This window comes from Chryseobacterium sp. CT-SW4, from assembly GCF_048572715.1.
In the GTDB taxonomy this organism is placed as follows: Bacteria; Bacteroidota; Bacteroidia; order Flavobacteriales; family Weeksellaceae; genus Chryseobacterium.
In genome coordinates, this window is record NZ_CP183840.1 from 2,799,416 (window position 1) to 2,823,160 (window position 23,745).

Genomic DNA, 23,745 nt, shown 5'->3' on the forward strand with positions numbered 1-23,745 from the left:
ATCATCAACAATAGTATATACTTCAAAAGAAAGGGAAGTTCTGAAAAAGAACATTCCCCTTTTAATAATAGTTTAAATTTGATTTTTTTTATTTCCAGCCTCCTCCTAAGCTTTTATAAATATCCACTACGGTGCTCAATTGCTTTTGTTTGGCTTCGATAAGCTCCATTTTGGCATCCAATGCATCCCGTTGATTCATTAATACCTCCAGATAATCAGCCCTTGAATTCCTGAACAATTGGTTGGCAATATCAATAGATTGATCCAGCGCATCGGTTTCAGCCGATTTCAACTGATAATACTGGTCCATATTCTTTACTTTCGACATGAGATTGGCAATATCCAGGTAAGCATTCAGGATGGTTTTGTCATATTCATAAAGCGCCTGGATCTGCTTGGCATCGGCTGTCTGAAAGTTAGCTTTTATAGCACTTTTATTGATCAGAGGACCTGCCAGCTCCCCCACCAGATTGTAGGCAACAGACTCAGGCATTTTTACCAGATAAGAAGGCTTAAAGGCTTCCAATCCTAAGGTAGCAGAAATTTCCAATGAGGGATAAAATTCCTTTCTTGCGGCTTCCACATCAAGTTTGGCAGCTTTTAGCTCTAGCTCTGCCTGTTTAACATCGGGGCGGTTAGCCAATAACTGGGACGGAATTCCCGCATACACCGTTTGAGGTATAGTGGACATAAAACCTCCTTTTTGTCTTACAATAGGCTGAGGATATCTTCCCAACAGTGCATTGATCTTATTTTCTTTTTCCGTAATATCCTGCCTTACCGTATATTCGGCTGCCTTAGATTTTGCCAGCTCAGCTTCAAATTTTTTAACAGCCAGTTCTGTTGCCGCTGCTGCCTGCTTTTGGATTTTTGAAATTTCTAAAGCTTTTTTCTGCAGCTCCGTGTACTGCTGAATGATATCCAGCTGATTATCCAAAGCCAGCAATTCATAATAATTATCAGCCACCTCCTCAATCAGGCTTGAAAGCACAAAGTTCTTTCCTTCCACCGTAGAGAGGTAATGCGCAATAGCTGCTTCTTTTTCCGTACGGAGCTTTTTCCATATATCAATTTCCCAGTCGGCTCTTATTCCTCCTTCAAAATTTCCCAGCGGATCCGGCATTTCTTTTCCAGGTTCAATTTCTGTGGTAGCATCTCCTGCCCCTTCACTGGTGTAACGTCCTGCTTTTTTTACTCCGATTCCCAGTTTCGCGGCTACCGTCGGGTTCAGTTTTCCGTTTTGATAAAGAACGCCGCTTTTAGCAATTTCAATTTGCTGCAAGGTGATCAGCAGTTCCTGGTTATTTTTTAAAGCAATTTCTATTAAGCTTACCAAATCAGGATCCGTAAAAAACTGTCTCCAGGGAGTCATTCCACTATTATTTTCAGCATTCTGCTCTTCCTGCTGTTGAAAATTCTGAGGAAGGTTATTTTTCACTTCATCTTTTATAACGGTTGCCATCGGAGCTTTACAACCTGTCAAAATAATTGAAAGTCCGATCAGGGCAAAGATTTTTTTAGTCTTCAAATTTTCCATCATGTTCATAAGGTTCTGTTTGTTCTGTTAAAGGATTTTCTTCTTCATATCTTGCCAGCCTGGATTTTTCAGCTATAGTACCGAATATGTAATACAGCCCCGGAATAATCATCAGTCCGAAGACAGTTCCGATCAGCATTCCCCCAGCTGCTGCCGTACCAATGGTTCTGTTTCCCACAGCACCCGGCCCGGTAGCCAGCACCAGCGGGATCAATCCGGCAATAAAAGCAAAGGAAGTCATCAGGATCGGACGGAAACGGATAGCCGCCCCTTCAATTGCAGCACGGGCTACGGAGATTCCCTCTTCCGCTTTTTTCTGAACTGCAAATTCCACAATCAAAACCGCATTTTTTCCTAAAAGCCCAATGAGCATTACCATGGCCACCTGTGCATAAATATTATTTTCCAGTCCTAAAAGCTTCAGGCATAAGAATGCCCCGAAAATTCCCGTTGGTAATGATAGAATTACCGGTAACGGAAGAATAAAGCTTTCATACTGAGCGGAAAGAATAAGATATACGAAGCCTAAACACACCAAAAAGATAAATATGGCCTCATTTCCTCTTCCAACTTCATCTTTTGAAATACCTGCCCAATCGATCCCAAAGCCCCTCGGTAAAGTTTTATCCGCCACTTCCTGAATAGCTTTAATGGCCTGTCCGCTGCTATATCCAGGTGCAGGGGTTCCACTCACCTCTGCAGAATTATACATATTATGCCGGGTAATTTCTGATAAGCCATACACCTTCTCCAACCTCATGAAATCGGAATACGGAACCATCTGGTCTTTATCATTTTTCACATATAATTTAAGAAGATCTGTCGGCAAAGCCCTGTATTGCGGTCCTGCCTGCACAATCACCTTATAAGGCCTGTCAAACCGGATAAAGCTTGTCTCATAGTTGGAACCGATCAGAGTAGAGAGATTATCCATTGCATTTTCTATGGTAACTCCTTTTTGTTCTGCCAAATCATTATCTATTTTCAGCATATACTGAGGAAAACTCGCTGAGTAAAAAGTAAATGCAGATCCAAGTTCGGGACGCTTCTTCAATTCTTTTACAAAATCATTGCTCACTTCCTCCATTTTATGATAATCTCCGCTTCCTGCCTTATCCAGCAAGCGCAATTCAAATCCACCGGCAGCTCCATATCCCGGTATGGATGGCGGTTGAAAAAATTCTATATTGGCTCCCGGAATATTTTTAGCTTTTTCTTCCAGTTTCTCTATAATTTCTGCTGCCGATTCTTTCCGGTCGTTCCAGCTTTTAAGATTGATCAGACAGGTTCCTGAATTGGATCCCGTACCTTCCGTTAACATCTCATATCCAGCCAGTGAAGAGACAGACTGTACTCCATCAATATCCTCGGAAGCTTTCAGAAGTTCGCCTGCTATTTTATTGGTCCTTTCCAGTGTGGATCCCGGCGGAGTCTGAATAATAGCATAGATCATTCCCTGATCTTCACTGGGAATAAATCCGGAAGGAAGAGCATTGCTCAGAAAGAAAGTACAGGCACAGAATGCTAATAACAAGGGTAAGGTTATCGCTTTTCTGGTAACCGTCTTGTTTAAAAGTCCTTCATATTTTGCAGCTCCTTTATTGAATAAGCTATTGAACTTATCCAGAAATATAGTGATCGGACCTTTCTTTTTGGCTTTTCCGTGATTGTTCTTTAAAATCAAGGCACATAATGCCGGTGTTAAAGTTAATGCCACCACCCCTGAAAGTATGATTGCAGAAGCCATCGTAATGGAAAACTGACGATAAAATACACCTACCGGACCGGACATAAATGCAATAGGGATAAATACGGATGCCATTACCAAAGTGATTGCAATAATAGCCCCGCTGATCTCATGCATAGCTTCTTCTGTCGCCTTCAACGGGGAAAGATTTTTTTCTTCCATCTTGGCATGAACAGCCTCTATGACGACAATCGCATCATCTACCACCACCCCGATAGCCATTACCAAAGCAAAGAGCGAAATCATATTCAAGGTAATCCCGAAAGCAGACATGACCGCAAAGGTACCTACCAGTGATACAGGAACTGCCAGAGCAGGAATAAGGGTAGACCGCCAGTCCCCGAGGAAGAGGAATACAACGATCGCTACCAGGATAAAAGCTTCAAACAGGGTATGAACTACTTTTTCTATGGAAGCATCAAGAAAGCGGGAGACGTCATAACTGATATCATAATGCATTCCTTTAGGAAAAGTATTTTTTTCAAGGTCCGCCATCAGGCTTTTTACATTTTTAATAACATCACTTGCATTGGATCCGTAAGATTGTTTTACCGTGATGGCCGCAGAAGGTTTTCCATTTAACGTAGAATAAATATCATACATGGAACTTCCGAACTCTACATCCGCCACATCTTTTAATCTTACAAATTCCCCACCCGGCTTGGCTTTCAGGATTATGTTTCCGTAATCTTTTTCATTATTGAAACGGCCGGGGTATTTTAAAATATATTCAAAGGATTGGGAACGTTTTCCTGAACTCTCTCCGGTTTTTCCAGGTGATGCTTCCAAACTTTGCTGGTTCAAAGCTTCCATTACTTCGTCGGCTGAGATATTGTAAGCAGTTAACCGATCCGGTTTCAGCCAAATACGCATAGCATATTCCCGGGTTCCTAAAATATCTGCGAAACCTACTCCACTTACCCTTCGTAGCTCAGACATTACGTTGATATCCGCATAATTGAAAAGGAACTTCTGGTCAGCTTTAGGATCATCACTATATAAATTAATATACATCAGCATATTAGGTTCTTCCCTGGTGATCTTCACCCCTTCGCGGACCACCAGAGGGGGCAGCTTATTCACCACTGAAGAAACACGGTTCTGAACGTTTACTGCCGCCACATTCGGATCGGTTCCCAAATCAAAAACAACCTGGATAGAAGCTTCTCCGTCATTTCCTGCATCCGAGGTCATATACTTCATGCCCGGAACTCCGTTTAAACCTCTTTCCAGAGGAATAACCACAGATTTTATCAACAGTTCATTATTGGCTCCCGGATATTCGGCGGTAATATTTACTTTGGGAGGAGAAATGGAGGGAAACTGAGTCACTGGCAGGCTTACTAATGACAAAATCCCTAAAAATACGATAATCAGTGAGATTACAATAGACAGAACAGGTCTGCGAATGAATTTCTTAAACATACTTCTTCATTTTAGAGTCTACTACTCTGCTTTTAATTTCAATGATTGAATAACTTTTCTGGGTTCCTGGAATTTCGTCTGGACTTTCTGATCATCTTTTACTTTCTGAACTCCTTCTAAAAGAATTTTATCTCCTTCTGACAACCCTGAAGCAACTACGTATATATCCGGGAGCTCATACGCGACCTTTATATTTTTTGATTTTACCACTCCATTTTTATCTACTATAAATACATACTTCTGATCCTGAATTTCATAAGTGGCTTTCTGAGGAATGATCAAAGCATTTTTGAGGGGTAAGTTCATCTGAACCTTTCCTGTTTCACCATTTCTTAAAAGTTTATCCGGATTGGGAAACTTGGCTCTGAATGCTATATTCCCAGTTTCATTATCGAATTCTCCTTCGATGTTTTGAATTTCTCCTTTTTCAGGCATGGGCTCTCCATTCGCCATAATTAAAGTGACCAGATTACTTCCTCTATCCGCGGCATGGGTCTGATAATTTAAATATTCAGGTTCTGACACATTGAAATAGCTGTATATGCTGGTGTTATCAGATAAGGATGTCAGCAAATCTCCTTCATCTACGAGACTTCCCAATTTCAAGGGAATCCTGTTAATAATTCCGGAAAACGGAGCTTTAATATCGGTAAATGACAAATGGATCTGTGCTAATCTCATTTCTGCATTGGCTGCATCCAGCTTAGCTTTTGCCATGGCCCGCTCATTTTTGGAGACGATATCGCTATTGGCCAGTGTGCTGGCATTTTTTAATTCTATGGAAGCCTGTTCCACTTCCGCTTTTGCTTTCATCAGCTCTGCCTGGTACAACTGCGGCATAATGCGGAATAAAGTTTGCCCGGCATGCACATACTGCCCTTCATCCACATAAATGTTCTGAAGGAAACCTTTTTCCTGAGCACGGATTTCTATATTCTTTACAGACTGGATCTGAGCCACATATTCCTTATGAATTACGGTATCCATTTTCAATGGTGTGGTAACGGGATAAACGGCCTGTTCTTCTTTTTCTTCTTTTTTACTGTTACAACTGATAAACAGCATGAGAGCACTTAGCGTAATGCCTGAGATTACTCTTTTCATCATAATACTAGTTAAATATAAATCGTTAATGTTTGTAAAACTGAAAGTGTAATAATGGTATGTGTGCCTAATGGCAACATAAATTGCTCCCGCTCAAAGGATGAGCAGAAATAAATTAAGTAAGAATGGATTTTAAATTCTGATAGAACGTATCAGAATAAATTTTTTAACCGTGGAAAAACCGGACATAAATCCGGGGATGACAGGTTTCAGTTTCTTATATTTCAGAAAGTTAAAAATATAAGTCAGCGTAAAAACACTGGCAAAAACAGCAATGGTCTGCAGGAGATCTGATAATTGAAAATCATCCTCTCCCAGTTCCAGGGAAGAATTTCCCATAGCATCATCTACCGTTTGCTGGACCGAAATTTTTTCAAAGGTTTGATTTAAACGATTCGACCTTTTCGGGGAATGACTGGAATGCTGAACAGAATTATTTTGTAATATATTGATATGGGCTCTACTTTCTACGGTAAACAATAGAAATAAGGCCGTTAAAAAATATACAATATAATCCTTCATTTGAAGGGACAAATGTAAGCTTAGATTTGAATATTATTAACTACATTAACAATATTTAACTCATCTTTAAATAATCTGAAATCAGATTTCCTCCGATTCCTCAAGGTTACTGATATATTCCGAAGGGGTAATTCCTTCTATTTGTTTAAAGACTCTGTTAAAGGTAGATTGGTTGGAAAAACCGGATGCGGTATAGATATACATTAAAGTGATCCGGTCCAGGCTATTTTCTTTAATCATTTCTTTCACATTATTGATTCTGCAGGTATTAAGATAGTGAGTAAAATTAGTATACCCACTGTATTTAATAGCCTTAGAAGCATAAACGCTGTTGGTATTAAGGAGTGAAGATAGTTTGGAAATGGTAAAATCCGTCTCTTTAAAATGTTCCCGATGTTCTACTATATCTCTTATTTTTTCAAATAAAGCCTGATACTTTTCTTTATTCTCCTCATAATCTTCATCCGGAAATCCGTTTGCTGAGGCTACTTTATCGCCGCTTTCCCGCTTTAGCAGTAATTGCCTGGTCTCCGCTTTTCTTATTTTATCCTTATAATACAGCAATAATGAAATGACAAGAATATTGGTCACAAATATAAAAGTATCGGACAACCTCGAATAAGCCGCAGTATTAAAACTAAAATAATTAAACTCAAAAACACTTGTTAGAAAATTTACAAGTAAAATAATGACTATTACATATAAGGTATAGATAAATACATATTTCCGGTTGAGAAAAATATACGCAATTAAAGGAACAGGCAACAGCCACATGCTGCTCGATATGGAGTACTTCCATAAATTGAGCATAATAAAAGATGCAAACAGAGGAGCGAATACCAAATGATTATGAATCAGTTTCGGAATAGAAAATTTTCTATGAATGAGTATCCATGTGTAGGAAATAATGCAGAAATAGCCTAACGTATAGTAAGCAAATAATTTATCCTGAACTATGAAATAAAAAAATAAAGTATAAAGTCCCAATACAATTAACATCAGGTACACGTATCTGGCAATAAGCTTTCTTTTTAACAGGTCTACGATTTCCCCAATTGATATCCCCTCATTCATCAATAATCAGTTTTTTTTTGAAAATGACTTATACATATGTCTGATAAACAAATATATGAAAAACAATTAATGAAAAATCAAAATTGTTTGGATTAAATAAAAAATTGATTCCTCAATATGACTAAATTTGTAAAAAACAAACATCAAAAAACATAAAACACATTAATTTAATTAATAAATCTCACTACATATACAATATCATAATAAAATTCCATATAAAACAATTAAAGAATTATAATTTAAATCAATAAGTTTTGATTATATTTATAATATTAATAATAAAGCTCTTATATAATATTAGAAATACAACAAACCACCCATATAAAAACATATAATAATTCAAAAATAAGTGAAAAAAATTAATTTACAGTATAAATTTGAAATTAAAAATAACTATATACTCTATCAAAATACACGTTACACAACAATACAAACTTATTAAACAATTAAACCAATCTTTTATATGGAGAAAAAATTAATTACACTAAGTCTCATTTCTTTTTCATTTCTATCGTTTGGACAAGTAGGTATCAACACCACCAATCCACAAACCGTTTTACATGTGGATGGTGCTAAGGATAACCCTACTACCGGTGCTCCCAGCGCAGCGCAGCAGGCTAACGATTTTGTAGTGACCACTACCGGAAGCGTGGGAATAGGAACTACCACTCCTGATCCTTCTTCTATCTTAGAAATGAATGTAAGCGAATTAGCTGACGGAAGTAAAAAAGGGTTTTTAGGACCAAGGGTTGCCTTAACATCTATTACAGATACAGCCACTATTGCGAATCCTGCAGTAGGTTTACTGGTATATAACCTGGGAACTGTTTCCACTTTTACCTATACCGGATATGTTTTCTGGAACGGTTCGGAATGGAGAGCGTTGGACGGGCGTTCCCTGGCTCCCGGAACTGTGGGGGCTATTACCTGTAACGGAGTCTCTTTAACACCGGATTCTTATGTAGCAGGAACACCTTATAGCGGAGTAATGACCATTCCTTACACAGGAGGTAACGGAGGAACCTATGAAGCTCAGACTCTGGGTCCTATCAATGGACTTACCGCTACCTTAGCAGCTGGGAATTTCGCCTATGGTGCCGGTACTTTAAGCTATACGATCACAGGAACCCCAACCGTTACTTCTCCCGATACTACTACTTTTGATGTGACTATTGGTGGCCAGACCTGTAGTGCGGTTATCGGAGCAGGAGATGGTATTGCATTAGGAGATCTTGTTTATTATAAAACCCCTAATATCGATGCTTCCATCGGTGGTGGCGGTGCTGATGGTACTATTGCTACCAACTGGCTCAATAACTATGCTACCGATCTTCCTATCCTGGGTGGAAAAATAAGACTGGACGGATACCTGACTGGCAGTGCCAACGGAGGAGCCGGTACAGTATCTTTCAATCCTAGATTAGTAAATATTTCAGGTTCTCCAGTGAAAATCTGGTTCTCAGCTCTGACCAATGTGGACAGAATGAATGGAGCCAATATCGTATTGGCGGCCAATGGAGGATGGGTAAATCTTGATAACGGTATCTACTTAAACTACGGAGCGAATCAATTGACAAGCAGCGGAGGAAGTGCAGCGACAACCAGTACGGGAAGCAGCAGCCAGGAGGTACTGACCATGGACATTTCCCTGGATGACAAATGGTACCGAGTATATTATTTCCCTAATGTGGATAATAATGATACTGCAACGGATACCGATAATTTCAGAAGAATCTATATTTCAATTCAGAGATTGTATTAGAAATAAATTAGAATTAAATATTCTAATATTAAGAGTATAGGATAATGGAATAGCATTTGCTATCCTGTTCCTATACTTTTTTTTCATTTTTAAGGGAAATAAACCTTTTAAGAGAAATAAAGTTTTTAAACTAACTCCTAGTTAATTTATAGAAATTTAACAGTTAAAATTACAAATATTTGTAATTTTGCTTATTGATAACGAAAACACATAAACTTGTCCCTAATGAAAAAATTATTACTATCTCTCTTTGTGAGCACCTCTATTGCTCTGGTTATTATATCCTGTACTCATACGGGAAAAGATACTGAAGTAGCTGTAGTGGCTCCTATTCAGACGGATGAAATCGAAAAGAGTTTTTTCGTTGATGATTATGGAGATAAAATGGAAGTAAGCATCAATAAAACCAAAAATACGGTAGTTGTACATCTCAACGACAAAACTTTTGAGCTTAAGAAAAGTGATGTTCTGCCGGAATTTACTGCCACCAATGAGCTATATCAGTATTCTAATATAAAGGGAGATATTACTCTTTTAAAAAAAGACATCAATATGGTTCTCTTCCATACTAAAGTAAGTCCCTCCAAGCTGTCTGCATCAAAATAACAACTATTAACTTCTAATATTCTTACTATGAAGAACTTATTTTATTACATCGCCGTATCAAGCATTGGATTAATGGCTCTTTCATGCAAAAGCAATCATGTATCCAAACAAAGTTCTAATGACATCACCGGAAAAACCTGGAAACTGATCGAAGTAAGAGGACAAGCCGTGGCATCTCAATCCAATACTCCCTACTTCTCACTTGATAAAGCAGAGAAGAGATATACCGGGCATGGAGGATGCAATGGAATCAGCGGAACGTTTGAAATCTCACCAGATGTCAACCGCATCAAATTCAACCAGGGAATTTCTACCATGATTGCCTGCAACGATCTGGAGACCGAAAAATTATTTACAGATGCTATTTTACATGCCGATAACTATTCTCTTAAGGGAGACACCCTATCTCTCAATAAAGCACGAATGGCAACCTTAGCAAAATTTATTCTGCAAAAATAATTTACTCCATTTTTAAACTTATACATATATTTATTACATAGCACTTTTACAGAAGTAAAAGTGCTTTCTTTCTGTGAGTTATAAAATGTGCTAACAAATTTAATCTTCAATTTTTGCCATAAAAAGATAATTTACATTGAGAATAAATAAATAATAGTATTTTTATTCAAAATAAGAACGGATAAATCTATCATAAAATTTATTTTTGCAATGCGAAACCGTTTATTGTATGAAAAAAATATTCTACATTTTATTTTTCTTCCTTATAATCCCCCTGAATGCCCAAAGTATTGATGAGCTTGACAGTTTAACAGAAAAGATGCGACTGGAAGGCAAAATCAAAGAAAGCATCAATCTCAATAAAAAAGCCATTAAAGGCTATGAAAAGCAAAATGCTACGGAAAACCTGATCAACGCTTATATTAACCTTGGAAGCTTATTATGGAATTTACACAGCTATAAAGAGAGTTTACTTTATCTGGAAAGGGCGGAAAATAAAATGGATAAAAATACCAGTTCCACCCTTAACGCAAAACTCTATGCCATTTATGGCCGGAATTACACTTCCTTGGGGCTATTGGAACAATCCAATTCTACCCTCAGCAAGGCGATCTTCTATGCTCACCAAATTGAAGACAACAAAAAAAAAGAAAGATACCTGTATGTTCTTTATACCTGGAAAATAAATAATTTTGAAAGTTCCCAGCCTAATAGCGATTCCATCAATTTCTATCAAAAAAAACGGCTGACTCTTTCTCCACAGCCTTTAACTTATGTTCATATTGCTGAGCAGCAAATAAAAAATAAAAAACTGGATTCTGCTGAATTCTATCTGAATAAAGCGGCCAACCTTCCGAACGGCTACAGGAGCCCTTATCAGAAATCAATGACCCTTATGGGGTTTGGTAAACTCTACACGAAAAAGGGAAATTATGAAAAAGCTTTAGAGTTTTATCTTTCATCGTTAAAAATATCTGAGCAGCTTAACCGTAAAGATGATATTAAAAATGCTTATAAGTTTATTTCCGATACATATAAAAGTCTGAATAATACAGAAAAGAAGAACGAATATCTCGAAAAATATATTGTCATTTCGGATAGCATCATCAAATCTGAAAAGGAAGCGCTTGCTATCCCGATAGATAAAATTATACAGGAAGAAACAAAAAAAGAAAAGGAACAGCGGAATAAGTTTTTCGCCCTGTTTGCTTCCACCATGATTGTTTTAATCTTCGTCTTGATAGTGCTGGGGACCAAATACCTGAAAAAACAAAAACAAAAAGACGAAATTCTTATCGAAACAATTCATGAGACTGATGAGTTAAAAAGCAAACTGAATGCAGCTTTCGAAGAACTTTCAAAGTTGGCCATGCATAATGATCCTTTTTTTCTTACGCGTTTTAAAGAGGTGTACCCGGATTTCTATGAACGGCTAACCACCCAATATCCTCATCTTACGGCTAATGACATCAAGTTTTGTGCTTTTTTGAGAATGAATCTTTCTACCAAGACCATAGCGAAATATAAAAATATTTCGGTACGAACCATCGAATCCCGAAAATACAGGCTACGGAAAAAATTAAGTCTTTCTTCAGATATCGACCTCAATAAATGGATGATGGATTTATAAACAATAATCCGTTTTATCCATTCGTCAATCAATTTATAAAAACCTTAATAAAAATTCACTTTTGCATGGTGAATTAATCTTTTAATTACCTCCTCAAAAACACTCTTAAAAAATTACAAAAAATTAATAATCAATAAGTTAATTCAATGAAGTAAAATTGCAGTAGTACTTTTTTACAGAAATGAGATTATATTTGTTTCAACATATGCAAGTAAGTAAAAACACAAATTTTGTTCCCTAATAAGGATTTTAACAGTGGGCGATTTGTTAAAAACCGCTCACTTTTTAAAAGATTGTTACCATAGAACCCTGCATAAGTTCTATGTATAATATAAAAAGAATTTTTGTCTTTGATGAAAATAATATGATCCGATTAGTTTAAAATTTATTTATTAATTTATTTGAATTTAAATCTTCAAAAAAGGTAAGTAAGTAAATTGAAGTAGGATTGCAAATAAGCCATAAACAGAAACTCATCCCAATCTGCCGGCCTATTTGCATCCTCTTTTTTTTATGAAAATCTCTGTAAAGAAACTTCTTCCGGCAAAGGCATATTATTTTCAATAAAGCTATAAAGTTTTTCTGAGAAATAACAACCGTTCAGAATTCCTCTGGCTCCCAGCCCATTAAAAACATATAAATTGCTGTGTTCGGGATGTCTTCCTATAATGGGACGTCGGTCCTTCACGGTAGGACGGAAACCAACAGCAGTTTCTTTAATTTCGAAATCATAAGGGTAAAATTCTGATAATCCGTTATACAACTGTTCTACTGCAGAATTGTCTATATGATCGCCCAATTGATCCCTGTCATAAGTTCCACCATAGAAATAGAGATTATTTTCCATGGAAAATAAAAAATGTTTTTTCTTAATGGTTATTTTTTCCTGAACCGGTGTGGAAAGGCTTACTTTGATATGATGCCCTTTATTGGGCCGTACTTCAATATCCGAAAAGTAAGGATTCAATTTTACCCCCATGCCTTCACAGAATAGAATATGGCTAAAACCGATATCTTTATAGCTGTTTTCTTCAGGATTTAATAAGGTATAGTCAAATCGTTCTTTGATCAGCTGAGAATTAGCCCCCAAATAAGCGAATAAGCTGTCAAAAAAGGAATTTACTTCCAATCTGGCAGACTGGTTAACTCTTCCTGTTTTAAATGGATTTTTAACCACATCCAGCGTTTTAAAATCCTGATTTAAAAATGCTGATAATTCTTCATTATCTGATTTTTTAAGCCACAGATTCTGTTCATTTTCATCATGAAATATTCTATGGATAGGAGCATCAATCAAATAGTTCTGATGGGTATACTCTTCTATTTCCTTTAAGGTCTGCTTAAGAAAAATGATTTGTTCCTGAGCTTTCCAAAATGTCGTAAACTTCTTAAGTACCACGGGATTTATTATACCCGCTGAAACCTGAGAAGCACTCTTCTTCCCCTCCGAATAAAGGATGAAGGTCTTTCCGTTCTTAATTAACTGATGTGCAAAAAATAAAGCTGCATATCCATCCCCTACAATGATATAATCTACTTTTCTCATAATAAAAAAACCTGAGTAAAAGTACTCAGGTTTTCTATAACTATCAAGTGAAATGCTTAATAATTCCACATATCGTTTTCCATTTGAAGAATCTGTTCTTTGATTCTTTCGCTTTCTTCCAGCTGATCTTCGGCATCTTTCGGGATGTAATCTTTAATTACACCGTCTCCAAGGCCTGATGAAGATTTATAAATTACTGAAGAAAATCTTCTTGCATTAATCAGGTCATCAAAAGACAGATCTGCTGAAGAGTTCTTTCTGTTGAATACATAATTGTTCGCCAGAATTTCTCTTGCACTTGGATAATAGATCCAGAACAGGTCGATAAGCTCATCTGCTCCTGCCAAAGGCATTCCATCAGGTCCAATTTTTCCCTGGATGGATGGATCTGGTCCCATTGCAGCAATGGCAAGCGGTCTGTATTTCATTTGCCCGTCTCTCTTATCAATAAACCACATTCCCATAATTTTAAGAACTTTTACTTTATCGGTAGTCGTTTTAATATGGTCGGTATATTCTAATTTTTCCTGTTCTGTAAGCTGACGTCCTGAGTTCAGGATATCGATGGCAGCGTCATCAATCTGTACTGCTTCAAGTCTTTTCTGAATCCCTTCCGGTGATAATTTCATGGTAAGGTTCTCATCATCATAAACTTCGGTGATATTACCAGATAATGCTGCATCCAACAATAGCTGATATAGTGATCTTGTAGTAGTGGAAAGCAGTCCGTCCGGATTGTCATAATAGAATGGCTGATTAATTCTGTCATTCATATCAATAACCTCCCATACAAACATACTTTTTAAAATGTCCTTTTCATCTACGAAACCATATTCAAGAGGTGTTACTTTGTTACTAATAACAGTATCTCCCACTTTCTTCATAGACTCAGCTCTCATTCTTCTAAACTCTTCTGGAGAGGAAGCATTTAGAATAGTCTGGGCCAATGCAAACCCTGAAACTAATACTAAAAAACTGCTAATATATTTTTTCATAATGTAATTTTAAGTATTTAATCTTATTGTATGTTAATAACAATAGGAGATATATTTTTAACAATTTGACCATCCAGACCGGTAGCTGTCGCTTTAATATCATAGATATACACTACGTCGCCCGCTCTCAGGTTTCTCGTTAATGCTGCCGCTTCACTCAATGAGCTTCCGGAAATCAGTAATCCTGCTCTACCCGGTACTTTTACCATAAATCCGGTAACGTTAAATGTAACTGGGAAATCAAAATCAGGAATAGCTGCCTGTACGGACTGGTTCGGAACCGAAGTTGCCGGCATAGAAAGTACATTTTTCCCTCTCATCTGACCTTGTGGCGGAGGTACATTTTTAATTCTATATTCAAACACCTGGGAAACTGTTTTACCATACGGATCAGTTCCGGACAATGTTAATCTTACTGTATTTCCTGATGTAGGTCTTACAATCCACTTACCGGCACCTGAACTTCTTACGGAAGCTCCCGGAGCGGATAATGAAAGTTTAGAATTATCAGCACCTAATATGGATCCTGAAACAGGATTATCAAGTCCTCTATACATTACATTCATCTTATCAGCAGAAAGTAAAAGTCCTTTTTCAAGTTTTACTTCTCTTGGTCCTGCAATTACATTATAGGTATGAGTCCAAGGGAAAGATTGCGGTTTACCTGAAGCATCCGTTAAGGTAATGGTACCATTTAGTTTATGTTCACCGATACCGGAACCTGTAATTGGAATAATTCCTTTTCCGTTCTCCTGTCTGCTCACTCCGGTAATGTTAATCTTATTACTGTTAGAATAAGTACCCAGCATTACTTTCACTTCAGCCTGTTTACCTGCCTGAATATCTACAGGTCCGGAAACGATTGGTTCATAGCTTGTAAATTTGATACTTGCATCTACCTTTTCCTGAAGCAATAATGCCAATGCATCGGACTGAACGTTTCTCGCATCATTCTGAATAATTTCCAGATTGGATAATGCAGCGATCAGCGGTTGGTGATAAAATTTATTCTGTAACCAAGTTTTCTCATTCGGAGATTGTCCTTTAGCATATTCAGCAACCAAAGATTTATTAGCTCTGGATACTAATTTAGCCAATTGCGGATTATTTCCAAAAGTCGCGTTGATGTAGTTTCTAACTTCATCAATTTTAGCTTTTAAAGCATCAGCTCCTTTTGAAGGAGAGTTCTCATCTCCGTCTTTAAAGAAGTATTTTGTAGTAGCTTCGTTATTGTTAAGTGCGGAAAAGTTTTCACTTACATCGATAAGTTTTCCTGTTTTAGGATCTTTCTCAACAAATTCAGATTCTTTTTTTAATTGATCTTTAATCTGATCCGCATGAGTAACCAATGCATTGATTTTTTCCTTTAAAACTTTGTAATTTTCCCAAGGCTGGGCATAGGTATCAGGTACCTGCTGAGCCTTAGCTTCCAAAGTTTTCTCAAAGATATCCTCATTTTTCTGTTCTGTGAGTAAACGGGTATCTTTCAGAGATATTGTAGAGTCATAGTATGACCGGATGATTTCTGCGTCAATATTGAGTGCCATCATAGCAATGAACACCAGATACATCAGGTTGATCATCTTCTGACGTGGAGTCTGTTTTCCTTGTGCCATTCTCTTTTCTTTAGTTTTTTGTTAAATAGTTTAAATTAGAAATGGGTTGGAAATTAAGACTTCATAGCAGTTAACATACCACCATAAACTCTGTTTAAGTTGTTTAAGTTAGACGTTAAACCTTGTAATTCCTGGTTGAATTTTTCTGATTGCTCAGCTGACTTTTGCATATCTTCTACATATTTCTTAGCAAAGTCTGCTTGTTTCTGACCATTTTCCAACTGCATTGCATATAAAGCATTCATACTTTCCATGTGCTGTGCAGCTTTATTGAGCTGGTCATTATATTTATGAGTAGAAGCAGAAACATCAACAGTTTGATTGATCTGGTCTACCGAACTTGAAAACTTATCAATTCCTGTTCTTAATCTTTCGAATAACTGAACATCAAGTTTAGCATCTTCAAGCATTTTATCTAATTTGCCGGAAAGGGAGTTTTCCAGTTCTGCAAATTGTGCTGTTACATTATTATTTTTAGAAGACACATTTGAGTGTAATGGATTAGGATTAGCATGTTTATCTAATAATTCCGGATATACATTTTCCCAAGCATAAGATTCTTCAGTTTTTGGTGGGTCAAAAGCGAAAATAATGAAAATAATAGCTTCTGTAATAAGCCCTACTGTAAGAGCAACGTTACCACTGATAGGCCCCAAATTAATGTGAGTAATTTTAAGCCAAGCTCCAAGAATTACAATCGCAGCACCGAACGAATAGAAGAAATTCATCCAAGCATCTTTAGTCTTAAACATATATTTTAGTTTTTTTTAATGTTAAAAATTGTTGAAAAATTATTTAGTGTTATTATCTGTTAACTCTTTTTGGTTTAACAGCTGCTTCAGGAATATCCTGTACAGTTCTGAATCCGATATAACTTCTGGCCGAATCCTTTCTTTCCCAATCTCTGGCTCCTGTCATCAGCATATATCCTATATCTTTCCAAGATCCACCTCTTACAGATTTTTTTGTATCAACCTTGTCTTTGGTAGAAGGATTCAATGTAGAAGAGAATGCGTATGAAGAGTTATTGTAAGAAGATTCTGTCCATTCAGAAACATTTCCAGCCATATCAAACAATCCAAATCCATTTTTCTTAAATTTCTTAACTGGAGCTGTATATGTATAAGTACCTTTTTTCTCGTCCTCCATATAATTACCTCTCTTAGGCTTAAAGTTAGCTAAGTAGCAACCTCTGTCATCCATCAGATAAGGACCTCCCCAAGGGTAAGTTGCGTTCTGCATACCACCTCTTGCTGCATATTCCCACTCCACCTCTGTAGGTAAACGGAACTGCATTGGTCTCTGTTTTTTTCTTTTTAAGCTTTCGTTGTAATCTGTTTTCAATTTAGATCTGAAATTACAGTAAGCTCTTGCCTGATCCCAGGTTACCCCTACTACAGGATAATCTTTGTAGGCTTTATGCCAGAAATACTGTTCAAACAAAGGTTCGTTATAGGCAAAGTGGAAATCTTTAACCCAAACGGTTGTATCTGGATAGATAGCGATGCTTGCACTTTTAAGGTAGTTGATACCTCTTTCATTGTCAGCAAGAGCAGCATCCATATCTCCCCACTGGTAAGTATATTTAAGTTTACTAACGTCTAAAATTCTTTCGTTCCCCATTCTGGAAGAAGCTGGTAAGTACATGGATTCAAGTACTTCAGCATATTCTACATCAGGATATTTTGATGTATTCCAATGCAATGGAATTTTCCAGTCCAATCTTTTAGTCTCATCGTAGGCTCCATCTCTTCCTCCCTGACTTTCCAGATATTCCTGATAAGGAGTTAGGTTTTCTTCTTTCTTTGCAAGGTATGCATAATCTCCTATGCCGGTTCCTCTACCACCACCTTCACCACCTTCTCCGGCAGCTTCAGCTAATAAAGTTCTCGCGATAGAATCTCTTACATAATTGATAAATACCCTGTATTCTGCATTAGTAGTTTCAGCTTCATCCATAAAGAAGGAAGAAACTGTAACGGTTTTTAACGACGCTTTCTCAGGAGTATTTGTCATATCCTGATCTGCTAATCCTAAGATAAATGATCCAGCAGGGATAGCCACCATTCCGTATGGCCTTTCTGCAACAAATGATTTCGTTTTTTCTTTTGGTATCAATTCTCCTTTTGTTCCGGGTTTCCCTACTGAAGCTCCACCACCTGAACAAGATACCGATGCTACCGACGCAGATAATAATAAAAGAAATATCCTTTTCATGTTAATTTTTATAATTAAGCCGTAAATATATAATTTTTTTAAGAAACTTTTAAGATTTTTTTTGAAATAACGAAAGAAATCTAAATTTATTTTATTTGCAACAAATTTTTATTCTACAGTTACAGATTTTGCCAGGTTTCTCGGCTGATCCACATTTGCACCTCTGTAAACTGCAATATAATATGCTAACAACTGTAAAGGAACTGATGCTACAATCGGAGAGAAGCATTCAGACGTTTCAGGAATTTCTATCACATAGTCTGCCATAGCACTTACCTGCTGGTCTCCTTTATTCACTACTGCTATAACTTTTCCTTTTCTGGCTTTAATCTCCTGAACATTACTTACAATCTTATCATAATGACCTTTTTTAGGTGCAATAATAACAATCGGCATGTTCTCATCTATTAAAGCAATAGGACCATGTTTCATTTCTGCAGCCGGATATCCTTCTGCGTGAATATAGGAAATTTCTTTAAGCTTTAATGCTCCTTCCAAAGCGGCAGGATAGTTGTACCCTCTTCCAAGATAAAGGAAGTTTGTAGCACTTACAAAGTCTTTCGCTATATTCTGAACCAGTTCGTGAGTCGTATTTAAAACATCTTCTATTTTCTTTGGAATAGCATCAAGCTCGGAAATTAAGCTCATAAATTCAGCATTTCCTAAATTACCGTTATGTTTCCCTAATTTAAATGCAATTAAAGTCAGGATCGTAAGCTGTGCAGTAAATGCTTTTGTAGAAGCCACTCCAATTTCCGGTCCGGCATGGGTATAAGATCCGGCATCTGTAATTCTCGCAATAGAAGAATCCACAACGTTACAAATTCCGTAAATAAAGGCTCCTTTTTCTTTAGCCAGCTTCAATGCAGCCATTGTATCAGCAGTTTCTCCTGACTGAGAGATGGCAATTACCACATCTTTATCGGTAATAATCGGATTTCTGTATCTAAATTCAGAAGCATATTCCACTTCCACCGGAATTCTTGCATACTCCTCGATAAGATATTCACCGATAAGTCCTGCATGCCATGAAGTACCACATGCGATAATAATAATTCTATTGGCATTTTTGAATCTTTCCACATGATCCCAGATACCTGCCATTTTAATTACTCCTTCATCAACAATGAGTCTTCCTCTCATGGTATCATGAACAGATTTAGGCTGTTCAAAAATTTCTTTAAGCATGAAATGTTCGTATCCGCCTTTTTCAATCTGTTCCAGGCTTAATTTCAGTTCCTGGATCTCAGGCTGAATTTTAGAGTTATCTTTAATGGTGCGGATGTCTACTCCATTCTCAAGAGAAATTGTAGCCATGTGACCTTCTTCCAGATAGATAGCTTCTTTTGTAAATTCTACAAACGGAGAAGCATCTGAAGCGATAAAATATTCCTTATCTCCAATACCTATTGCCAAAGGAGATCCTAATCTGCCTACTACCAATACTCCCGGATAATCTTCATGCATTACCGTAACGGCATAAGCTCCATACACTTCGTTAAGAGCATATCTTACAGCCGTTGGAAAATCAATCTCTTTATTCACATCCATGAAATACTGAATAAGGTTTACCAAAACTTCAGTATCTGTTTCTGATTTAAAGGAGAAGCCTTTTTCTATAAGCATGGTTTTGATAGTATCATAATTTTCAATGATACCGTTATGTACAATAGCTATTTTACCATTATTAGACAAATGCGGGTGAGAATTTCTATCACTTGGTACTCCGTGTGTAGCCCAACGTGTATGTCCCATTCCAAATTTAGCCGTATTCTTCAATTGGCCAGAAATAGCAACAAGATCATCAACCTTCCCTTTCGTTTTTTCAACTTCAAATGCATTGCTTGGACTTTCTAATACAATTCCTGCACTGTCATATCCTCTGTATTCAAGCCTTCTAAGTCCATTTATTACAACATCATAGGCATCCTGAAATCCTGTATAACCAACAATTCCGCACATAATTTATATAGTGTTTTAATTTTTTTATTTTGTTCCGTAAATAACCTTTAACTGAATTTTGTTTGCACTGTTAGGATCCGTTCCTATAAATACCGCTCGGTCCCTGGTATTTGCTCTCGTAGTATAATTATACCCTTGTAAAGCTACCAAAGTATTAGAGCTGTAAACAAAACTTCCCATATCAATTTTAATATATTTATCTGTATTACTTGCTTCCGCTTCAACAATATCTTTTACTGTTTTGGTGATTATAAAATCATAATAAGCAGGATTTTTATCCAGATCATAAGTTTTAAAGTAAGAAGAGATTGACACCAATCCACTGGTTAAGTCAACAGGTAATTCAAAAGTATCTTTATCTGTACCTTTAGTGGCCTGCACAACAGTAAATAAGGAAGGCTTCACATAGCTGTTACTCCATGCTGTTGCATCTGTATATACTCTGATACGTGCACTTATAATAGCAGCTTTATCATTTTGATATAATTGCTTAAGTTCATCAATAGCCGTATCCGGAATTTTCACTCCGATGGAAGGGCCACCCATTCCCTGCATATATAATCTGGTATCACCAGTGGTAGTATTACTTGAAGCCAAAGCTGTAGCTAATGGGGTACCGGCTCTGTTGTATTCATACTGTCCGATGTGAGCATTGGCAGATCCTAAAGCAAAATTATAGCTGGTCTGTGTTCGTGTTGTATTTCCGTCAGAGTCTGTATTGTCATATTTATAATACATGATCAGCTCCATATCATTTGGAGAGAACTGGAATAAGTAACCGTCCGTTTCATCCACGGAAATTCTTAACCCTTTAAAATATCTGATAAAGTTGGAAACATCCTGAAGCTCGGTTTTATCCTGCATAGCAATAATTTTGCTCTGGAAAAAGCTTGAGCTTAAAGGAATTCTGAAACCTACCGCACTTGAAGTATATATAGAAGATTCGTCTTCATCTTTAGTGATGGCTACCGTATTTACTTTTCCATCAAAAACTTTCGATCCTAAATCCGTAGAATAGTTATAAACTTTATTGGAATAGGCAGCATCTGCAGGACCATTCAGGAAGTCTGTAACTTCGTGTACTCTGATTGTTAAACTCTTTTTAGCCTTTCCATATTTAAGGGCAGGATAAGTGCTTACTACTTTTTTAGCAGCAACATTTCCGTCCGGATATATGTAATCTTCATTGGTAGTTGTAGTTACCGAATCACTGGCATAAGTGGGCTTTATTACTAAAACAACAGAATCAACTGCAGCATTAGTTCCAAAGTCAGGACTGTATGTAGGCAATCTCAGCTGAGTCAGATAAGAAGCTTTCTGCATACCGAATTGTCCTTCCGTAAAGGCTCCAAGCACTGCTCTTGAAGTTCCTCCGTAATAGTCAGAGTACAATCTTGATGCATCACTTCTGATACTGTCATTATTATTGATATTGTAGGCTATAAGATCAAAAGATTTTTCATTTCCCTGGGCAGCTCCATCCAAAAACAACTGCTCTCCTAAAGAATCGGGATCAGGTTCACAATTATAAAGCAATACACTCCCAAAAATAACCAAACTGAATATGGCTAAAGTCCTTTTAATAGTATGAATCATTAAAAATGTGTTTAATAAAGTTTATTTATAGAGTCTACATCCAGATACTCTGATTTTGGAGTTTCTGTTTCATTGAAAGCTTTATCGAAATCTTCATTCAAAAACTCATCTCCCTTCACTACCGTATCTACGTAGTTCATACTCTCAATTACAAAACTCTGGAAACTTGGATTATCTAACGCTTTTAATCCTGAAATATTGTCAAACTGCAATTTTTCACCTACATTTTTATTCAAGCCGGCATCTTTCTCATTGTATAAAGAAAGAACAATCTTGGCATCTTTAAAGTAAGTATCAGACTTATAATAAGTTTTAAGATAAATGGGAATAAATGAAGCCATCCATCCATTCAAATGGATAACATCCGGTACCCAGTTCAGTTTTTTTATTGTTTCAATGACTCCTCTTGCAAAGAAAATGGCTCTTTCGTCATTATCATCGAATGCATTTCCTTCATCATCAAAGTAATACTGCTTTCTTTTGAAATATTCTTCGTTATCAATAAAATAAACCTGAAGTCTCTCTCCCGGAAGAGAAGCTACTTTTATAATCAATGGCTGATCCAGGTCATTAATTATGATATTCATCCCAGAAAGGCGAATCACCTCGTGAAGCTGGAATTTTCGCTCACTTATCTGTCCAAATCTTGGCATAAAAACTCTTACATCATTGCCTTCATTGTGCATTTTAAGTGCCATTTTGTTGACCACTGCAGCCATATTTGTGTCTTCCTGATATGGATACATCTCTGTAGTAATGTACAGTATCTTCTGATTCGGCATATAATTTCTATCTAAATTTAAAAAACGCTTAATGTGCAAAATTACAAAAAAACATCCAACATTATTTTAATTAACATTTTTTTACGATAATTCCGAAGACCAAATTATTAAAACTACATTTTATTATGCGATATTTAGTATTTTTGAATAGTATAAAATAAAATATGGAAGTTCTAAAGAATAAAAAAAACCTTCTGGATTTTGTAGAAAGAAATAAAGAAATGGGGAAAAGGATCGGCTTTGCTCCTACGATGGGCGCCCTGCACAACGGGCATCTTTCCCTTTACGAGGAAGCAAGAAAGGAAAACGACCTGGTGATTTCATCAATATTTGTGAATCCTACCCAGTTCAATAATGCTGAAGATTTAGAAAAATATCCCCGCAATATGGAAAGAGACATTCTCATTCTGGAAAAATCCGGATTAGTGGATGCGGTTTACATTCCCGAAGTAACGGATATTTATCCTGAAAAAACAGAAAGCCAACATTACGATTTTGACGGATTGGAAAATGAAATGGAAGGAAAATCCAGACCCGGACATTTCGACGGTGTAGGAACCGTTGTAGAAGAACTTTTCAGACAGGTACAGCCGGATAATGCCTATTTTGGTGAAAAAGACTATCAACAGCTGGCCATTATCAAAAAAATGGTGGAAAAGAAAAAACTGCCTATCAAAATAAAAGGGGTTCCTATTTACAGAGCCGACAACGGATTGGCCTTAAGCTCCAGAAACCAAAGATTATCTGAAGAAAGAAGAGAAGCTGCAAAGATTATTTACGAAACTTTAATAAAGGTGAATGACTGGTTCAGGGTAATCACTATTCCGGAAATAAAAGAAAGAGTCGCCGATATCATTGATGAACAGCGCGGAATGCAACTGGAGTATTTCCTTATCGCGGATGAAGATACTTTAAAGGAAACCGACTTCTTTTATAAAGACAAAAATTTCCGGGCATTCATCGTGGTGGTGGTGGATGGCGTAAGGCTGATTGACAATATGCACTTAGACTAGCAAAATCAGAAAAGATTTATCTCAATATAAAACGTTGCCTGAAGGTGACGTTTTTTTGTCCGATATTTTAAATCTATAAAAATGCTGTTAAGAGACATAAAAAAATCAAAGGCCTCCTGAGGGAAGCCTTTGAAACACCAAATCACAAAATA

18 protein-coding genes are annotated in these 23,745 nt (G+C 36.8%); 5 read left to right on the forward strand and 13 right to left on the reverse strand.

Translation table 11 applies throughout. The features are described 5' to 3' along the window. Window positions 1–88: 88 nt before the first annotated feature. The 5 genes from ABJ974_RS12590 to ABJ974_RS12610 all read right to left on the reverse strand — a co-directional run bounded on the left by ABJ974_RS12590 (window position 89) and on the right by ABJ974_RS12610 (window position 7,409). Window positions 89–1,546: a TolC family protein gene (locus ABJ974_RS12590; RefSeq protein WP_419868596.1), complete on the reverse strand. Its 1,458-nt coding sequence runs from the start codon at window positions 1,544–1,546 to the stop codon at window positions 89–91. Further along, on the reverse strand, window positions 1,518–4,709 hold the full coding sequence (locus tag ABJ974_RS12595; RefSeq protein ID WP_419868597.1) for an efflux RND transporter permease subunit: 3,192 nt from the start codon (window positions 4,707–4,709) through the stop codon (window positions 1,518–1,520). Before ABJ974_RS12595 ends, ABJ974_RS12590 begins: the two co-directional genes overlap by 29 nt. A 21-nt stretch (window positions 4,710–4,730) precedes the next feature. Continuing rightward, window positions 4,731–5,813: an efflux RND transporter periplasmic adaptor subunit gene (locus ABJ974_RS12600; protein ID WP_419870973.1), complete on the reverse strand. Its 1,083-nt coding sequence runs from the start codon at window positions 5,811–5,813 to the stop codon at window positions 4,731–4,733. A gap of 132 nt (window positions 5,814–5,945) precedes the next feature. Beyond that, window positions 5,946–6,335: a hypothetical protein gene (locus ABJ974_RS12605; RefSeq protein ID WP_419868598.1), complete on the reverse strand. Its 390-nt coding sequence runs from the start codon at window positions 6,333–6,335 to the stop codon at window positions 5,946–5,948. An 81-nt stretch (window positions 6,336–6,416) separates the two neighbouring features. Next, entirely contained in the window at window positions 6,417–7,409 is a 993-nt protein-coding gene (locus tag ABJ974_RS12610) for an AraC family transcriptional regulator (protein ID WP_419868599.1), read from the reverse strand. 463 nt (window positions 7,410–7,872) lie between these two features. Here ABJ974_RS12610 and ABJ974_RS12615 point away from each other — a divergent pair, with 463 nt between their 5' ends. The 4 genes from ABJ974_RS12615 to ABJ974_RS12630 all read left to right on the forward strand — a co-directional run bounded on the left by ABJ974_RS12615 (window position 7,873) and on the right by ABJ974_RS12630 (window position 11,866). Next, entirely contained in the window at window positions 7,873–9,171 is a 1,299-nt protein-coding gene (locus ABJ974_RS12615) for a hypothetical protein (protein WP_419868600.1), read from the forward strand. Window positions 9,172–9,396: 225 nt separating this feature from the next. Beyond that, the gene (locus ABJ974_RS12620) at window positions 9,397–9,777 is read left to right on the forward strand and encodes a hypothetical protein (protein WP_419868601.1); all 381 of its coding nucleotides are present in this window, start codon (window positions 9,397–9,399) and stop codon (window positions 9,775–9,777) included. A gap of 27 nt (window positions 9,778–9,804) precedes the next feature. Beyond that, window positions 9,805–10,236, forward strand: coding sequence for an META domain-containing protein (locus ABJ974_RS12625; RefSeq protein WP_419868602.1), 432 nt, complete (start codon window positions 9,805–9,807; stop codon window positions 10,234–10,236). Window positions 10,237–10,465: 229 nt separating this feature from the next. Further along, the gene (locus tag ABJ974_RS12630) at window positions 10,466–11,866 is read left to right on the forward strand and encodes a tetratricopeptide repeat protein (protein WP_419868603.1); all 1,401 of its coding nucleotides are present in this window, start codon (window positions 10,466–10,468) and stop codon (window positions 11,864–11,866) included. A gap of 511 nt (window positions 11,867–12,377) precedes the next feature. On the opposite strand, the gene ABJ974_RS12635 is transcribed toward ABJ974_RS12630, so the two are convergent. From ABJ974_RS12635 to ABJ974_RS12670, 8 genes are all read right to left on the reverse strand, one after another. Continuing rightward, the gene (locus ABJ974_RS12635; protein WP_419868604.1) at window positions 12,378–13,412 is read right to left on the reverse strand and encodes an NAD(P)/FAD-dependent oxidoreductase; all 1,035 of its coding nucleotides are present in this window, start codon (window positions 13,410–13,412) and stop codon (window positions 12,378–12,380) included. Between the two features lie 56 nt (window positions 13,413–13,468). Continuing rightward, the gene (gene porN, locus ABJ974_RS12640) at window positions 13,469–14,407 is read right to left on the reverse strand and encodes a type IX secretion system ring subunit PorN/GldN (protein ID WP_419868605.1); all 939 of its coding nucleotides are present in this window, start codon (window positions 14,405–14,407) and stop codon (window positions 13,469–13,471) included. Window positions 14,408–14,430: 23 nt separating this feature from the next. Further along, window positions 14,431–16,023 (reverse strand): type IX secretion system motor protein PorM/GldM, encoded by a 1,593-nt coding sequence (gene porM, locus ABJ974_RS12645; RefSeq protein ID WP_419868606.1) that lies wholly within the window; start codon window positions 16,021–16,023, stop codon window positions 14,431–14,433. Between the two features lie 53 nt (window positions 16,024–16,076). After that, window positions 16,077–16,775, reverse strand: a complete 699-nt coding sequence (porL, locus tag ABJ974_RS12650) for a type IX secretion system motor protein PorL/GldL (protein WP_419868607.1) — start codon at window positions 16,773–16,775, stop codon at window positions 16,077–16,079. Window positions 16,776–16,827: 52 nt separating this feature from the next. Beyond that, the gene (porK, locus tag ABJ974_RS12655) at window positions 16,828–18,240 is read right to left on the reverse strand and encodes a T9SS ring complex lipoprotein PorK/GldK (protein ID WP_419868608.1); all 1,413 of its coding nucleotides are present in this window, start codon (window positions 18,238–18,240) and stop codon (window positions 16,828–16,830) included. Between the two features lie 108 nt (window positions 18,241–18,348). Continuing rightward, entirely contained in the window at window positions 18,349–20,202 is a 1,854-nt protein-coding gene (glmS, locus tag ABJ974_RS12660) for a glutamine--fructose-6-phosphate transaminase (isomerizing) (RefSeq protein WP_419868609.1), read from the reverse strand. Window positions 20,203–20,226: 24 nt separating this feature from the next. Continuing rightward, a complete protein-coding gene (locus ABJ974_RS12665) occupies window positions 20,227–21,798 on the reverse strand; it encodes a DUF4270 domain-containing protein (RefSeq protein ID WP_419868610.1) in 1,572 nt (523 codons plus the stop codon). Between the two features lie 11 nt (window positions 21,799–21,809). Then, window positions 21,810–22,580 carry a glycogen/starch synthase gene (locus ABJ974_RS12670; protein ID WP_419868611.1) on the reverse strand — a complete coding sequence of 257 codons (771 nt, stop codon included), beginning with the start codon at window positions 22,578–22,580 and terminating at the stop codon, window positions 21,810–21,812. Window positions 22,581–22,744: 164 nt separating this feature from the next. On the opposite strand from ABJ974_RS12670, the gene panC reads away from it, so the two are divergent. Next, complete coding sequence (gene panC / locus ABJ974_RS12675) at window positions 22,745–23,593, forward strand: pantoate--beta-alanine ligase (RefSeq protein ID WP_419868612.1); 849 nt, start codon at window positions 22,745–22,747, stop codon at window positions 23,591–23,593. The last annotated feature ends 152 nt before the right edge of the window (window positions 23,594–23,745 follow it).

Excerpts from the sequence above, each read along its gene's own strand:
- ABJ974_RS12665 (WP_419868610.1), bottom strand. The coding sequence starts at position 21,798 with ATGATTCATACTATTAAAAGGACTTTAGCCATATTCAGTTTGGTTATT.
- ABJ974_RS12635 (WP_419868604.1), bottom strand. The coding sequence starts at position 13,412 with ATGAGAAAAGTAGATTATATCATTGTAGGGGATGGATATGCAGCTTTA.
- porK (WP_419868608.1), bottom strand. The coding sequence starts at position 18,240 with ATGAAAAGGATATTTCTTTTATTATTATCTGCGTCGGTAGCATCGGTA.
- porM (WP_419868606.1), bottom strand. The coding sequence starts at position 16,023 with ATGGCACAAGGAAAACAGACTCCACGTCAGAAGATGATCAACCTGATG.
- panC (WP_419868612.1), top strand. The coding sequence starts at position 22,745 with ATGGAAGTTCTAAAGAATAAAAAAAACCTTCTGGATTTTGTAGAAAGA.
- ABJ974_RS12590 (WP_419868596.1), bottom strand. The coding sequence starts at position 1,546 with ATGAACATGATGGAAAATTTGAAGACTAAAAAAATCTTTGCCCTGATC.
- ABJ974_RS12620 (WP_419868601.1), top strand. The coding sequence starts at position 9,397 with ATGAAAAAATTATTACTATCTCTCTTTGTGAGCACCTCTATTGCTCTG.
- ABJ974_RS12610 (WP_419868599.1), bottom strand. The coding sequence starts at position 7,409 with ATGAATGAGGGGATATCAATTGGGGAAATCGTAGACCTGTTAAAAAGA.
- porL (WP_419868607.1), bottom strand. The coding sequence starts at position 16,775 with ATGTTTAAGACTAAAGATGCTTGGATGAATTTCTTCTATTCGTTCGGT.
- ABJ974_RS12605 (WP_419868598.1), bottom strand. The coding sequence starts at position 6,335 with ATGAAGGATTATATTGTATATTTTTTAACGGCCTTATTTCTATTGTTT.
- ABJ974_RS12615 (WP_419868600.1), top strand. The coding sequence starts at position 7,873 with ATGGAGAAAAAATTAATTACACTAAGTCTCATTTCTTTTTCATTTCTA.
- porN (WP_419868605.1), bottom strand. The coding sequence starts at position 14,407 with ATGAAAAAATATATTAGCAGTTTTTTAGTATTAGTTTCAGGGTTTGCA.
- ABJ974_RS12630 (WP_419868603.1), top strand. The coding sequence starts at position 10,466 with ATGAAAAAAATATTCTACATTTTATTTTTCTTCCTTATAATCCCCCTG.
- ABJ974_RS12600 (WP_419870973.1), bottom strand. The coding sequence starts at position 5,813 with ATGAAAAGAGTAATCTCAGGCATTACGCTAAGTGCTCTCATGCTGTTT.
- glmS (WP_419868609.1), bottom strand. The coding sequence starts at position 20,202 with ATGTGCGGAATTGTTGGTTATACAGGATTTCAGGATGCCTATGATGTT.
- ABJ974_RS12670 (WP_419868611.1), bottom strand. The coding sequence starts at position 22,580 with ATGCCGAATCAGAAGATACTGTACATTACTACAGAGATGTATCCATAT.
- ABJ974_RS12625 (WP_419868602.1), top strand. The coding sequence starts at position 9,805 with ATGAAGAACTTATTTTATTACATCGCCGTATCAAGCATTGGATTAATG.
- ABJ974_RS12595 (WP_419868597.1), bottom strand. The coding sequence starts at position 4,709 with ATGTTTAAGAAATTCATTCGCAGACCTGTTCTGTCTATTGTAATCTCA.